The sequence below is a fragment of the Streptomyces polygonati genome (assembly GCF_042650325.1).
GTDB classification, from domain to species: Bacteria; Actinomycetota; Actinomycetes; order Streptomycetales; family Streptomycetaceae; genus Actinacidiphila; species Actinacidiphila polygonati.
In genome coordinates, this window is sequence record NZ_JBHSBB010000003.1 from 84,741 (window position 1) to 98,841 (window position 14,101).

12 protein-coding genes are annotated in these 14,101 nt (G+C 71.7%); 6 read left to right on the forward strand and 6 right to left on the reverse strand.

Translation table 11 applies throughout. The features are described from left to right. Positions 1 to 32: 32 nt before the first annotated feature. From ACFO3J_RS02365 to ACFO3J_RS02375, 3 genes are all read right to left on the reverse strand, one after another. Complete coding sequence (locus tag ACFO3J_RS02365) at positions 33 to 587, reverse strand: hypothetical protein (protein WP_386425563.1); 555 nt, start codon at positions 585 to 587, stop codon at positions 33 to 35. Positions 588 to 728: 141 nt separating this feature from the next. After that, positions 729 to 1,262, reverse strand: a complete 534-nt coding sequence (locus ACFO3J_RS02370) for a hypothetical protein (protein WP_386425566.1) — start codon at positions 1,260 to 1,262, stop codon at positions 729 to 731. Further along, a complete protein-coding gene (locus ACFO3J_RS02375; protein WP_386425568.1) occupies positions 1,255 to 2,040 on the reverse strand; it encodes an alpha/beta hydrolase in 786 nt (261 codons plus the stop codon). Before ACFO3J_RS02375 ends, ACFO3J_RS02370 begins: the two co-directional genes overlap by 8 nt. A gap of 219 nt (positions 2,041 to 2,259) precedes the next feature. Here ACFO3J_RS02375 and ACFO3J_RS02380 point away from each other — a divergent pair, with 219 nt between their 5' ends. The 4 genes from ACFO3J_RS02380 (at position 2,260) to ACFO3J_RS02395 (ending at position 6,130) form a co-directional block, all read left to right on the forward strand. Then, the gene (locus ACFO3J_RS02380; RefSeq protein WP_386425571.1) at positions 2,260 to 3,171 is read left to right on the forward strand and encodes a lysophospholipid acyltransferase family protein; all 912 of its coding nucleotides are present in this window, start codon (positions 2,260 to 2,262) and stop codon (positions 3,169 to 3,171) included. Between the two features lie 25 nt (positions 3,172 to 3,196). Then, a complete protein-coding gene (macS, locus tag ACFO3J_RS02385) occupies positions 3,197 to 4,522 on the forward strand; it encodes a MacS family sensor histidine kinase (RefSeq protein ID WP_386425573.1) in 1,326 nt (441 codons plus the stop codon). Further along, on the forward strand, positions 4,519 to 5,244 hold the full coding sequence (locus ACFO3J_RS02390) for a response regulator (protein WP_386425575.1): 726 nt from the start codon (positions 4,519 to 4,521) through the stop codon (positions 5,242 to 5,244). Before macS ends, ACFO3J_RS02390 begins: the two co-directional genes overlap by 4 nt. Positions 5,245 to 5,509: 265 nt before the next feature. Beyond that, complete coding sequence (locus ACFO3J_RS02395) at positions 5,510 to 6,130, forward strand: uridine kinase family protein (RefSeq protein ID WP_386425577.1); 621 nt, start codon at positions 5,510 to 5,512, stop codon at positions 6,128 to 6,130. 313 nt (positions 6,131 to 6,443) lie between these two features. Here the strand turns inward: ACFO3J_RS02395 and ACFO3J_RS02400 are convergent, their stop codons facing one another. Continuing rightward, positions 6,444 to 8,333 (reverse strand): anthranilate synthase family protein, encoded by a 1,890-nt coding sequence (locus tag ACFO3J_RS02400; protein WP_386426018.1) that lies wholly within the window; start codon positions 8,331 to 8,333, stop codon positions 6,444 to 6,446. A gap of 263 nt (positions 8,334 to 8,596) precedes the next feature. Then, positions 8,597 to 11,407, reverse strand: coding sequence for an N-acetylmuramoyl-L-alanine amidase (locus ACFO3J_RS02405; protein ID WP_386425579.1), 2,811 nt, complete (start codon positions 11,405 to 11,407; stop codon positions 8,597 to 8,599). A 282-nt stretch (positions 11,408 to 11,689) separates the two neighbouring features. Between ACFO3J_RS02405 and ACFO3J_RS02410 the strand changes: the two genes are divergently transcribed. Together ACFO3J_RS02410 and ACFO3J_RS02415 are read left to right on the forward strand one after the other, a co-directional pair. Beyond that, on the forward strand, positions 11,690 to 13,039 hold the full coding sequence (locus tag ACFO3J_RS02410; protein WP_386425582.1) for a class II 3-deoxy-7-phosphoheptulonate synthase: 1,350 nt from the start codon (positions 11,690 to 11,692) through the stop codon (positions 13,037 to 13,039). Between the two features lie 151 nt (positions 13,040 to 13,190). Next, complete coding sequence (locus tag ACFO3J_RS02415; RefSeq protein ID WP_386425585.1) at positions 13,191 to 13,457, forward strand: (2Fe-2S)-binding protein; 267 nt, start codon at positions 13,191 to 13,193, stop codon at positions 13,455 to 13,457. 28 nt (positions 13,458 to 13,485) lie between these two features. On the opposite strand, the gene bfr is transcribed toward ACFO3J_RS02415, so the two are convergent. Next, positions 13,486 to 13,977, reverse strand: a complete 492-nt coding sequence (gene bfr, locus ACFO3J_RS02420) for a bacterioferritin (protein WP_386425587.1) — start codon at positions 13,975 to 13,977, stop codon at positions 13,486 to 13,488. Positions 13,978 to 14,101 lie beyond the last annotated feature (124 nt).

The window sequence follows — 14,101 nt, forward strand, 5'->3', positions numbered from 1 at the left end:
GGGCCGCGCCCCGGCGGGCTCGGGCCAGGGGGTCAGCGGGTCCTGGACATCGCGTGCCGCTCGATGCTGGCGGCGAACAGCGGGGTCTCGCGGCGGCAGTGGTCGCCCGAGGCCGCCTGGCGGGCCCTGGCGGCCTCCTCGAAGGAGAGGCCGTTCTTGTCGCAGAACTCCATGAACTCCTCGGTGGGGCGGCTGGTGACGCTGTTGGTGTACGTCAGGGTGCCGTCGCCGTTGTCCTTCACGCTCAGGTCCCAGACGACCTGGACGCTGGTCCAGCCGTTCGGGGTGAGCACGTCGGACAGCGAGACCATGTGGCAGTGCTGCTTCTCGGCCACCTCGGCCACGTAGTGCTGGACGACCAGGCCGGTGCCGATCATCTCGACGTTGATGGACATCGGCCGGCCGTCGTCGGTGCTGGTGTAGCCCGCCGCCTTGTGGTCGGGCGGCGCACAGCGCTGATACTCCTTGTCGGGAAGGGTGAACAGCCAGTCGGCGATGTTGATCGCGGCCAGCGGCGCGTGGACCGGCGCGGTCTCCACCGACTGCGAGAGGATCCGGTCGGACATGACCGCGGTGCCAGTGCTCATGGTGCTTCTCCTCCACGTTTCCTCGCGTCGAAACAGCCCGAAATCCCATCGTACCCCGCCATATCGGACAGGGAGATGCGGGGCGAACCGCCGGAACACCGCGAGGGCGCGGGGAGAGAGCCGTGAAGGTGCCCGGAGGTCTCAGACCACCGCGCCGCCGCCCGGCAGATCGTCGTCGTCCTCGCCGGTGCGCATCCGCGCCACCAGCGTGGCGAAGCCGCCGAGGAAGCCGCCGAGGCCCACCAGGACGGCCCACCAGGTGAGTTCGATCTGGAAGAGGATGAAGGCGAGCAGCAGCAGCGGGCCGCCGATGACCGCGATCCAGGCGAACTTGGTGGTCACATCGGCGTCGGGCAGCGGCGGCGGCTCCGGCGGGACGAAATGGGCGTCCTCGTCGTCCTCGACCAGTTCGTAGTTGCGCGGGCCGGAGATGACCGGGTGGATGACGATGCTGCGGTCGGGCGGCGGCAGCACCTTGTTGATCGGCTCCGGGCCGGGGTCCTTGTCCCGGACGTTCTCCGCCTCCGGCCAGGACGGCTCCACGCCGGGCTCCGGCTCCGCGTTGAAACCGGCGATCAGCGCGGCCCATGCGGCGTCCTCGTCCAGCGGCGGACGGGACGGCTCCTCCTGCGGCGCCGTGCCCTCGTCGGTCCCCTCGTCCTCACGGTCAGCCACCGGCCGCACTCTCCTTGACCGTGTCGCCCGCCGGAGCGGACAGTCGGCTTACGAACTCGTAGGACCGCGCGAAGATCTGCTCGGCGTCGTGGTCGAGGGTGGCGACGTGGTAACTGCGCTCCAGCACGTGCTCGGTGACGTCCGTGGACGACACCTTGCCGAGCACCACCGCCGAGTTGGACGGGTGCACCACATGGTCCACCCTGCTGTGCAGCAGCAGCAACGGCTGGGTCACCTGCGGCAGTCCGCCCCGCACGATGCCCCAGAACTTGCTCAGCGAGTGGACGGCGTGCAGCGGCGTCCGGTCGTAGCCGAGTTCGCCGCCGGCCTTCAGTGCGATGTCGCTGGCGATGCCCGCCACCGACGGCACGAAGTGCCGGATCAGCGGCACCGCCTTGAGCTGCGCGCTGTCCGCCTTGACCGACGGATTGACCAGGATGATCCCGCTCACCGCGGCCTGGTGCTTCTGCGCCAGCCGCAGCGCCAGCGCGCCGCCCATCGACAGCCCGCCCACGAAGACCCGTGAGCACCGCGCGGACAGCGCCACCAACTCCCGGTCCACCTCGGCGTACCAGTCCTGCCAGCCGGTGAGCTGCATGTCCTGCCAGCGGGTGCCGTGGCCGGGCAGCAGCGGCACCGAGACGGTCAGTCCGCGGTCGGCCAGGTACTCGCCCCAGGGGCGCATGGACTGCGGAGAGCCGGTGAAACCATGGCAGAGCAGGACGCCGGTATCGCCGCCGTCATGGCGGTACGGTTCGGCTCCGGGCATGAGCGGCACCGTTCGTCTCCTGTTCGCACGCGCGTACGCGGGTACACGCAAGGTCGGGAGTTCAGCGTACGCGGCCCCGATACCAAGCGGTAAGCCCTATCGAACGTGCCGGGCCGCGGCCGTCCGCCCGTCGCGCCCGGCGGACCGGGCCGCCGCGGACCGCCCGCCGGTCGGTGGCGTTAAGGTCAGCGTGTCGGCTCACAGGAGGATCGGTTGTTCTACGGTGCGATGAAGATCGTTATCGGCCACCCCATCAAGGCCGCGTTCCGGCCATGGGTGGAGGGCCTGGAGAACATCCCGAGCGACGGCCCGGCCATTCTGGCCAGCAATCACCTGTCGTTCTCGGACTCCTTCTTCCTGCCCGCGGTGCTGGACCGCAAGGTCACCTTCATCGCCAAGGCGGAGTACTTCTACTCGCCGGGGCTGAAGGGCAAGCTCACCGCCGCCTTCTTCCGGGGCGTCGGTCAATTGCCGGTGGACCGCTCGGGCGCCCGCGGCGCCGGCGAGGCGGCGGTGAAGAGCGGGATCGCGGTGCTGGAGCGCGGCGAGCTGTTCGGCATCTATCCCGAGGGCACCCGCTCGCCGGACGGCCGGCTCTACCGGGGCAAGCCCGGCGGCCTGGCCCGGGTGGCGCTGGCCAGCGGCGCCCCGGTGATCCCGGTGGCGATGATCGACACCGAGAAGGTCCAGCCGGTCGGCCAGGTGATGCCGAAGTTCTCCATCAGGCCGGGCATCCGGATCGGCAAACCACTGGATTTCAGCCGTTATCAGGGCATGGAGAGCGACCGCTTCATCCTCCGCTCGGTCACCGACGAGGTGATGTACGAGATCATGAAGCTCTCCGGCCAGGAATACGTCGACATCTACGCCACCGCGGCCAAACGCCAGATCGCCGAGGCGGCGAAAGCGGAGGCGGAGGCGGCGGCACGGGCGGCGGCCGAAGCCGCCGCCGAGGCCGAGGCGGAAGCCGTCGGCCGTCCGGCCGGCGAGGGCCCGGCGGAGGACCGGCGGGGCGACGATCACCCGGGAGATCACCGGACAGATCACCGGGCGGAGGACGACCGGTCGGGCGATCGGCGCCGCGACGACCGCAAGGCCGCCGGTTCGGCCCCCTCGGCGCCGGAGTCGTCCGGGGGCTGACCGAGGACACGGGGGAGGGGCCGCCATGGCCGTACGGATGTCCGTGGAGCAGCCGCTGTGGCGTGCCCTGCTCGCCTACCGCGTCCTGACCTGCGGTTACGCCATCGCCATCTACGTCCACTCCTACGACCGGCTGCGCCACCCGCTGCCCGGCGGCATCTATATGGCCGTGCTCGCGGTGTGGACCCTCGCCACCCTCGGCCGGGTCAGGAACGCCGAGCGCTGCACCCCGGGCTTTCTCGCCCTCGACCTCGGGCTGGCGATCTCCGGCATCCTGCTCACCGGCCTGGTCGACGCCCCCGGCCGGATCGCGTCGGGCGCCTTCACCCTGCCGTCGATCTGGACCGCCGGTTCGGTGCTGGCCTTCGCCGTCAAGGGCGGCTGGCGCTGGGCCGCACTGGCCTCCTCGCTGGTCGCCGCCGCCGACCTGGTCGAACGCGGCACCCCCAGCCGCGACACGCTGCACAATCTGGTGCTGGTCTGGATCGCCAGCATCGCCATCGGCTACGTGGTGGAGGTCGCCCGGGCCAGTGAGCGGACCCTGGCCCGCGCCCTGCGGATCGAGGCGGCCACCAGGGAGCGCGAGCGGCTGGCCCGCGACATCCACGACGGGGTGCTCCAGGTGCTGGCCATGGTCCAGCGCCGCGGCAAGCAGGCCGGGGGAGAGGCGGCCGAGCTGGGCCGGCTGGCCGGCGAGCAGGAAGCCGCGCTGCGCACGCTGATCAGCTCGGCGCCGGCCGCCACCGCGCCGGACGACGACACCGCCGACCCGCTCGGCCAGGGCCCGCAGGACCTGCGCGCCCTGCTCACCGCGCACCTCACCGCCCGCGACACCCTCTCCGCGCCCGGTACGCCCGTCCTGCTCGACCCGGACGCCGCGGCCGAGATGACCGCCGCGGTCGCCGCCGCGCTGGACAACGTCCGTACCCATGCCGGGGAGGAGGCGCGGGCCTGGATCCTGGTCGAGGACGAACCCGACGCGGTGCTGGTCACCGTGCGGGACGACGGCCCCGGTATCCCGGCCGGCCGGCTCGCCGCCGCCGAGCGGGAGGGCCGGCTCGGCGTCGCCCAGTCCATCCGCGGCCGGCTGCGCGACCTGGGTGGCACCGCCGAGCTTTTCTCCTTACCCGGTCAGGGCACCGAGGTGGAGCTGCGGCTCCCCAGCTCCGCCCGGCGGCACTCCGCGTCCGCCGCCGCATCCGGCGCGTCCCCGGCCGGTACGGCAGAATCGGCCCCGGAACGCGTGTCCGCCGCTCCTCCCGGCCGTGAGCACCTCGCGGCACGCGCCGCGACGGGCGCGCAGGCCCTCCCGGACGCCACCACCGAAGCGAAGGGCGGCAGCACACGATGACCGTCGGCACCGCCGGAGACGCCCACGACGAGCACCCGGTGACCGTGATGGTGGTCGACGACCACCCGATGTGGCGCGACGCGGTCGCCGGTGACCTGACCGCGGCGGGGCTCCATGTGGTGGCCACCGCCGGAGACGGCCCCGAGGCGATCCGCCGGGCCCGCGCCGCCCGCCCCCAGGTACTGGTGCTCGACCTCAATCTGCCCGGCGCCTCAGGCGTGCAGGTCTGCAAGGAGGTGGTCGCCCACGACTCCGCCGTACGCGTCCTGGTGCTGTCCGCCAGCGGCGAGCACGCCGACGTGCTCGAAGCGGTGAAATCCGGCGCCACCGGCTATCTGCTGAAGTCGGCCAGCCGGGAGGAGCTGGTGGCCGCGGTGCGCAGGACCGCCGTCGGTGACCCGGTGTTCACCCCGGGCCTGGCCGGACTGGTGCTCGGCGAATACCGCAGGCTGGCCGCCGTACCGGCGTCGCCGGCCGCTTCCGACCAGCCGGGCGCGCCCCGGCTGACCGACCGGGAGACCGAGGTGCTGCGGCTGGTCGCCAAGGGCCTGAGCTACAAGCAGATCGCCCAGCGGCTGGTCATCTCGCACCGGACGGTGCAGAACCACGTGCAGAACACCCTCGGCAAGCTCCAGTTGCACAACCGCGTCGAGCTGGTCCGCTACGCGATCGAACGCGGCCTCGACGACCGTACGGACGCCCGCACCGACGGCGCCATGTGACCCAAGTCACGCCGACTGGTCGGAAGTCGCGCATCTCCGCCGTGCGCGGCATCCCGCCACGCGGCTGCACCGTCCCCGGCTCCCCGCGCACCGATCCGCTGACGTAGGAGGGCGGTGCACCGGTGCGCGGGCCCGCCCGCCATTCCCTTGGCGGTACCTTGACCGATCTGTCTTGCCGTGGACGATCTCCGGGACCTATCCTCCCTGCACCCGGCTTGGCCGGCCGCTTCGTTTACCCCTTGAGCACGTTGAAGGAGCGCCCGGTATGACGGGTGTGGCGAGCGGGCATTCGGTGCCCGTACTGGCGGTCGCAGGCGGCACCGCATCCGGCAAGTCCACGCTTGCCGACGCGTTGGCGCTGCACCACCCCGAGAGCGTCGGTCTGATCCACCTGGACGACTTCTACGTCCCCGCGCATGATCCGGTGCGCGGGGTGCGGACGTTGAGCGCCACCGGGGCCGAGACGCTGGACTGGAACCATCCCGGTTCCATCGACGAGGCGGCGGTGGCCGCGGCGGTCGACGCGATGGCCTGCGGCGGGCGTCACCGGCTGGTCGTGGTGGAGGGCCTGTTCGCCCTCACCCTCCCGGTGGTCACCGCCCGCGCGACCTGGCGAATCTATGTGGACACCCCGGACGACATCCGGCTGGCCCGCAAGATCCTGCGGAAGATCGAGGTCCAGCGGCAGGACCCGGCGCTGTCGCTCCGCAACTACCTGCTGAACGGCCGCGAGCGCCACGCGGCCCATGTCGCCCCCTCCCGCTCCCGCGCGGATCTCGTCGTCGACGGCACGGCCGATGAGTACGCGATGATCGCGGCGGTCCGTGTCCTGATCGGCCCGACCCTCCCGGACCCCCACCCGGCCCGCACCGACGAGATGGCCTGACCGGCCCCCGATCCCGACGGCCCCTCCGGGGCAGTGACGACGCGCGGCTCCGCCGTGGCTTGTCGCGCAGTTCCCCGCGCCCCTTCGGGGCCCGTGTCGGCTGTCGGGGTCGTTGCCCGTCTGGCGGCCCGTTGCGGTTGCGCGCGCGGTTCCCCGCGCCCCTGGTGGGCACCGTTGATCGCTGGGTGGCGGGGTCGTGCCCCGTAGGGGCGCGGGGAACTGCGCGCGCAACCACGATGGAGCCGCGCGTCGTCACCAAGCTGGAGGGGCAGTTGAGGTCAGTGCCGGGTCACCAGCCCGTGGGGGCGGACGCTCAGGGGACCGTGACCGCTGAGAGGAGTTCGGCGAGGAGGGCGGGGCCGTTGAGGGTCAGGACGGACTCCGGGTGGAACTGGACCCCGGCGAAGCGCGCGCAGCGCATCGCGTGGATGTCGCCGGACAGCGGGTCGCGGCTCAGCTGGACGCCGTGGAGGGACAGTTCCTCCGCGGTGGCGGGGTCGCAGCGGGCGGTGAAGGTGTTGTAGAAGCCGACCGTCTCGGGGCGGCCGAAGAAATCGACGCGTTCCTGGGCGCCCTGGGCAGGGCGGGACTTGCGGACCAGGTCGAGCCCGAGCTCGGCGGCGAGGAGTTCGTGGCCGAGGCAGACACCGAGCAGGCCGTGGCGGTGCCCGGCCACCAGCTCGGCCGCCAGCCCCCGCAGGAACCGCATCTTGGGGTCGGCGGTGTCCGCCGGGTCGCCGGGGCCGGGCCCGAGCACCACCGGGCCCGGGTGGCTCAGCGCGGCCTCCCGCAGACCTGGCTCGTCGTAGCGGCGTACGGTCACCGTGAGTCCGCCGGACCGCAGCACATGCGCGAGCATCGCGGTGAAGGTGTCCTCGGCGTCCACCACCAGGGCGTGCCCGGACAGCGGGCCCCGCGCCGGAGCGGTCTGCATCCGCAGCCAGAAGGGCGCCAGGCCGGCCCGCCGGGCGTCCAGCGCGGCGCGGACCCGCGGGTCGTCGGCCAGCCGGGGCCGCGCCGCCGACGCCACGTTCGCCGGCGCCGCGAGCACCCCGAGGGCGGTCAGCACCCCCGCCGCCTTGGCGTGGGTCTCCGCGACCTCCGAGCGCGGGTCCGAGCGGCGGACCAGCGTCGCCCCCACCGGCACATTCAGTTCGCCGCGCGCGGAGATCTCCGCGGTACGGATCAGGATCGGCGAGTCCAGCGTCTGCCCGCCGCCCGCGTCCCGGCCGATCAGCGCCAGCGCGCCCGCGTAGTAGCCGCGGCCCCCGGGCTCGTAGCGCTCGATGACCCGGCAGGCGTTCTGCACCGGGGAGCCGGTGACGGTCGCGGCGAACATCGTCTCCCGCAGCACCTCCCGCACGTCCCTGGTGGACCGGCCGCGCAACTCGTACTCGGTGTGCGCCAGATGGGCCATCTCCTTCAGCCGGGGCCCGATCACCACCCCGCCGAGATCGCACACCCCGGCCATCATCTTCAGCTCCTCGTCCACCACCATGGTCAGCTCCTCGACCTCCTTCGGGTCGTGCAGGAAGTCCAGCAGCCCCTCGGCGGACGGCCCCTGCGCCGGATAGCGGTAGGTGCCGCTGATCGGGTTCATCACCACCGTCCCGCCCGACATCCGCACATGCGCCTCCGGACTGGCGCCGACCAGGGTGCGCTCCGGGGTGTGCACGACATACGTCCAGTACGCGCCGCGTTCGCCGCGCAGCAGCCGGCCGAACAGCGCCAGCGCCGCCTCGGGCCCGTAGTCCGGCACCGAGCCGCGGAAGGTGCGGCGGATCACGAAGTTGGCGCCCTCGCCGCGGCCGATCTCGTCCTCGATCACCCGCTCCACGATCGCCGCGTAGGTGTCGTCGTCCACGTCGAAGGCACCGCCCTCGACGCGTACCTCCCGGTCGGGCAGCGCCGGCAGCAGCTCGGCCAGCGGCAGTTCGTACGTCTCCTCGGGCCGCAGCACGGTCAGCGGGGTCCCGTCGTCGCGGACGTCGAAGCCGCGCTCGCGGATCTGCCGGAACGGCACCAGCGCGAGCGCGTCGGTCACCGCCGCGCCCGGCGACCCGGTGGGCAGCGCGATATCGGTGAGCCGGCCGGCCTCCTCGACCGGGCCGAGCAGCACCTCGACGGTGCCCTCCGGGTGGCCGGGAGTGCCGCGGTGCAGCAGGGCGAACGGCCCGCAATCCGGGGCGAGCAGGCGTTCCATGAGCTGAGCGGGGGTCGGGCGCACGGCGGGTTCCTTCCAGGGGTGGTGCGAGGGGCTCCCTGGGGCGGCCGGGCCGGGAAACGCCGAAGGCCGCCCCTGCGGGGGCGGCCTTCGCGAAGTGGTCGTTCGCGCGATGTTCAGTGGGCCGCCCGGGAAGCGGTCCACCACCAGTCCTGGTTGAGCGTCTGGTTCATCGGCGCGGTCATGCGGCCGACCTTACCGTACGGAGAAACGTGCCGAGCGGTACCGGGCGGCACCGATCGTCAGATCACCATCCCGTACATGCTCCAGCCGGTGCCGACCTGGACCTTGGCGGCGAAGGGCGACGAAGCGCCGCCCGTCCCCTTGAAGAGCCAGAGCTTGCCGGTGGTGTCACGGGTGAGCATGTCCGGCTTGCCGTCGCTGCTCAGGTCGCCGGTGCCGAGCACCGCGTTGTACGCCGAGCCGGTGCCGAGCTTGGCCCGCGCCGAGAAGGGGGCGGTGGCGCTGCCGGTGCCCTTGAAGAGCCACAGGATGCCCGAGGTGTCGCGGGCGATCAGGTCGGGCTTGCCGTCGGCGGTGACGTCGGCGAGGCCGGAGATCAGGTTGTAGGTGTTCCAGCCGCTGCCGATCGAGGCCCGGGCGGCGAACACCGCGGCGGTGCCGGTGCCCTTGAACAGCCACAGATTGCCCTTGCTGTCACGGGCGATCAGGTCGGCCCTGCCGTCACCGGTGATGTCGCCCACCCCGGTGATCTGCGAGTAGGCGCTCCAGCCGGTACTGATCCTGGTACGCGCCTTCAGCGGCGCGTCGATGTCGCCGCTGCCCTGGTAGTACCAGAGGGTGCCCGAGGTGTCCCGGGCCACCACGTCACCGGTGCCGTCCGCGCGCAGCGGGGACAGCGCGGTGGCCGCGTTGTAGATGTTCCAGCCCGTACCGATCTTGTAGCGGGTCTGGAGCGGCTTGGCGGCGTTGCTGGAGCCCTGGTACTGCCACAGCGTGCCGGCCGAGTCGCGGGCCAGTACGTCGTAGCGGGCGGTGGGGGCCAGCGGCGGCGTCGAGTTGACCTCGGTGACGTCGGTGGTCTTGACGTAGACGATCCGGTGGTCGAAGCGGATCGGGTAGAACTGGTTGCTTCCGGTCACCCGGGTGTGGTCGCCCGGCGCGCTGTTGTCGAAGTTCTCGGCGTAGAAGAAGTCGCCGGTCACCGCCGGTCCGGCCGGGACGTAGGACTGCCCGGCCGCGATCGTGTACTTGGTCAGCGCCTTGTCGTTGTCGGTCTGCACCGGCACCTGGGTGCCGGTGTACGCGGCGCTCTCCGGGTAGGCGCGACCGTAGACCGGCGCACCGGCCTGCCCGGCGGCCGGGGTGACCACCGGGGTGGCGGTGGTGCCGACCACCGATGAGTACTGCCCGCCCGGGTTGTAGAACCAGCCCTTCTGGCCGCCGTACCAGATCGCGGTCCAGTCACCGGACATCTGGGCGATCACGAAGCGTTCGCCCGCGACCGCCTTGTCGCTCCAGTCCTCGCCGTTGGTGGTGCCCGCGGCGCCGGCGTGCAGATACGGGTCGCCCAGGCGCGGGGAGGTGGTGGACGGCGAGGTGTAGAGGTAGACGAAGTTCGTCGGGTGCGCGGCCTGGGTCACGCCGCCGTAGGTGACCACCGGCTGGTTGGCGGTGGTGTAGGGCGGGACCACCCGGATCACCTGGCCGGTGCGCAGCGGCGCGCCCGCGCCGCCGGCTCCGTCCGGCGCCAGCAGCAGGGACATGTAGTGGTTCCAGTCCCAGTACGGTCCCGGGTCCCAGTGCATCCCGCCGACGTAGTCGTCCAGCGGGCCGGGCACGTCGTCGTGGCCGATGATGTGCTCGCGGTCGCGCGGGATGTTGTAGAGCGCGCTCAGATAGCGGACCAGCTGCGCCGAGGACTCGTACTGCGGCTCGGTGTACCAGCTGCCGGACTTGATCGCGTAGCCCTCGTGCTCCACGCCGATCGAGTGCATGTTGACGGTCTTGTTGCCGGCGTGCCAGGCGGTGTCCTTGGTCGGGACCAGCTGGGTGACCAGGCCGTCGGAGGCGCGGATGATGTAGTGCGAGCTGGCGAACGCCGTCGGGTCCTGGAAGCTGGAGATGGCGCTGGCGTAGCTGCTCTCCGTGTCGTGGATGACGATCTGGTTGATCGTTTCGCCGTCCGCGGGCCGGTTGGTGACGTCGTAGTTGCCGTAGTTGGTCTTGTCCGTGCCGTTCTGCTGGAACGCGGCCGGTACGAAGGCGCAGTGCAGCGAGGCCGGGCACTCGGGGGTCGGCGTCGCGGCGGCGTTCGTCGTGGCCGCCGGGGCGGTGCCGACGGCGGCGGCCAGCGGGGCCTTGCCGAGCTTGACCGGGACCACGTCGGGCGAGGCGGGCAGCGAGACCTGCTGGCCGTCCTCGGTGGTGGCGCTCTGGCCGCTCCTGACCGTGTCGAACACCCGGTCCGCGAAGAGCTGGGCGCCCTGGGCGTCGGGGGACTGGCTGTAGCGGGCGACCGCGGCGTACCAGTGGCCCGCGTCGGCGGGCAGCGAGCCGACGGCGGTCTTCTCGTACTGGGCGAGCAGCGCCGCGGCGGCCCGGACGCTCTGCTTGCTGTCGCCGCGCACCTCGGCGGTGGACCGGCCGATCAGCTTGGCCGCCGCGTCCACGGTGTGCAGCCGGGGGTCGGCGGTGTCGACCGCGCCGACGTCCTTCAGCAGCTTCGCGTCCGGGTGGAAGCTCTTGGTCCTGGCCGGGTCGCCGCTCTGGTTCAGCTCGTCGGTGACCTCGGCGCCGCTCTGCGCGGCGACATCACCGGGATTGACCTGGGTGAGGCCCATCACGTTGAAGTTACCGGTGGTGCTCGGCTTCCCGTCGTGGGAGTCCCACAGGGTCTGCCGGTAGGACACGGCCATCAGGATGCTCCGCGGGACCTTGAATTCCTTCGCGGCGTCCGTGAAGTCGTTCTGCAGCGCGTGGGTGTCGGTGCCGCTCGCCCGGTCGGATCCCCCCGAAGGTGAGGCGATGGCGATCGTTCCGTAGGTGGCCGCCCCGGCCAGTACCGCGGCGGCGGCCCCGTACGCGATCAATGAGGTTTTTCTACGGTGTCTACTGCGTGGCAACGCAAAGCCCCCCGGCTCAACGGGCGCGTGCGCGCGCCCTCCACCTGGGCGGTCGTCTCCTGTGGAGCCCGCCCCGAAGCGCAGACGCTAGCAGCCGTCGCTGTGGTTCTCGGGGGCACCCCTGTCACCCCGGCCGCCCCGCACGCCACCGCCATCACCGCCGCCCCACGCCGGTCGTCCGGCCGGACGCTACGTCTCATCTTCTGGTCGAGCGGCGGACGCGGGGGCGCGAAGCCGTAATCTTGGCGTGTGACCGTGAACGCAGAACTCCCCACCGGTGGCAACACCTGGCAGTCTCTTCCCGCGGCGCAGCAGCCCGAGTGGCCCGACCCCGAGGCTCTGCGCGATGTGATCGCCGACCTCGTCTCGTATCCGCCGCTGGTGTTCGCCGGTGAGTGCGACCAGTTGCGCTCCCGGCTGGCGGATGTCGCCGAGGGCAAGGCGTTCCTGCTCCAAGGCGGCGACTGCGCCGAGGCGTTCGACGCCGTCGGGGCCGACCAGATCCGCAACAAGCTGAAAACGCTGCTGCAGATGGGGGCGGTGCTCACGTACGCCGCCTCGGTGCCGGTGGTCAAGGTCGGGCGGATCGCGGGCCAGTACAGCAAGCCGCGCTCCAAGCCCACCGAGACCCGCGACGGCGTGACCCTGCCGACCTACCGCGGCGACTCGGTCAACGGCTTCGAGTTCACCCCGCAGGCCCGCATCCCCGACCCCGAGCGGCTCAAGCGGATGTACCACGCGTCCGCCTCCACCCTCAATCTGGTGCGGGCCTTCACCACCGGCGGCTACGCCGATTTGCGCCAGGTGCACGCCTGGAACCAGGACTTCGTCAAGTCCTCGCCGTCGGGCCAGCGTTACGAAGCGCTGGCCCGGGAGATCGACAACGCGCTGAACTTCATGGCGGCCTGCGGCACCGACCCGGCCGAGTTCAAGACGGTGGAGTTCTACGCATCCCACGAGGCGCTGCTGCTGGACTACGAGACGGCGCTGACCCGTACCGACTCGCGCACCGGCAAGCTCTACGACGTCTCCGGGCACATGGTGTGGATCGGTGAGCGGACCCGGCAGCTGGACGGGGCGCACATCGAGTTCGCCTCGCGGATCAGCAATCCGATCGGGGTGAAGCTCGGCCCCGCCACCACCCCGGAGGAGGCGCTCAGCTACATCGACCGCCTCGACCCGGACCGCGAGCCCGGCCGGCTGACCTTCGTGGTGCGGATGGGCGCGGACAAGGTGCGCGACAAGCTGCCGACGCTGGTGGAGAAGGTCACCGCGTCCGGCGCCCGGGTGGCCTGGGTGTCCGACCCCATGCACGGCAACACCTTCGAGGCGGCCTCCGGCCACAAGACCCGCCGCTTCGACGACGTCCTCGACGAGGTGAAGGGCTTCTTCGAGGTCCATCACAGCCTCGGCACCCACCCGGGCGGCATCCATGTCGAGCTGACCGGCGACGATGTGACCGAGTGCGTGGGCGGCGGCGACGAGATCTTCGTGGACGACCTGCACCAGCGCTACGAGACGGCCTGCGACCCCCGGCTGAACCGCAGCCAGTCGCTGGACCTGGCCTTCCTGGTGGCGGAGATGTACCGGGGCCAGTGACCCGGCGGACGGCATGCCGGGCCGGCCCGGCATGAGCGGACAGTTGAACGAGGGGCGCGGATCACACCGATCCGGGCCCCTCGCCGCTTTTGCTCCACCCCGGTCGCAGGTAAGGTAAGGCTGACCTCAGTTGCTCCGGCCCTGAACGGCGGTGAACCGCGTGTACATCTGCTCCTGCTTCGGCATCACCGAGCAGCAGGTCCGGCAGCACGCCGACGACGGCCGCTGCACCCCCCGGCAGATCGCCTCCGCCTGCAAGGCCGGCACCGACTGCGGGTCCTGCGTCAAGCGCATCCAGGCGCTGCTGGGCCGGGGCGCGGTCCGGGTCGCCGCCGGGCCGCAGGTCCAGCTGTCCGAGCTGTCCCGGGTGTCCCCGGTGTCCGAGGTCTCCGAAGGGTCCGGGGTGCGGGCCGCCTGAGTCCCGGCCCGCCGGCCGGTCTCCGGGATCAGTCCTGGCCGGCGTCGCTCGGCTGCTCGATCTGCTGCGCGATGTACAGCGGCTCGCCCAGCTTCTCGATCAGGTCGAGCTGGGTGTCCAGGTAGTCGATGTGGTGCTCCTCGTCCGCCAGGATCGCCTCGAAGATGTTGGCGGAGGTGATGTCGCTCTTGGCGCGCATCAGCTCCACCCCGCGCCGCAGCCGGTCGATCGCCTCGACCTCCACCTGCTTGTCGGCCTGGAACATCTCGGTGACCGTCTGGCCCACCCGGACATGGAACAGCCGCTGGTAGTTCGGCAGGCCCTCCAGCAGCAGGATCCGGTCGGTGATGAGTTCGGCGTGCCGCATCTCGTCGAAGGACTCCGACCGGGTGTAGCGGGCCAGCTTCAGCCAGCCGAAGTTCTCCTGCATCTTCGCGTGCAGGAAGTACTGGTTGATCGCGGTCAGCTCGGCGGTCAGCTGTTCGTTGAGGAACTCCAGGACCTCGGGGTCGCCCCGCATGCCACGCCGTCCTTCGTTCGGATCTCTCGGACCTCACGGATCCGTGGGTTCGCCCCCGCATCCTCGCATCACGGGTCGGCGCGATCCAGTAAGCGCGGGCGCACCGCACGGACCGGCGCCGTCC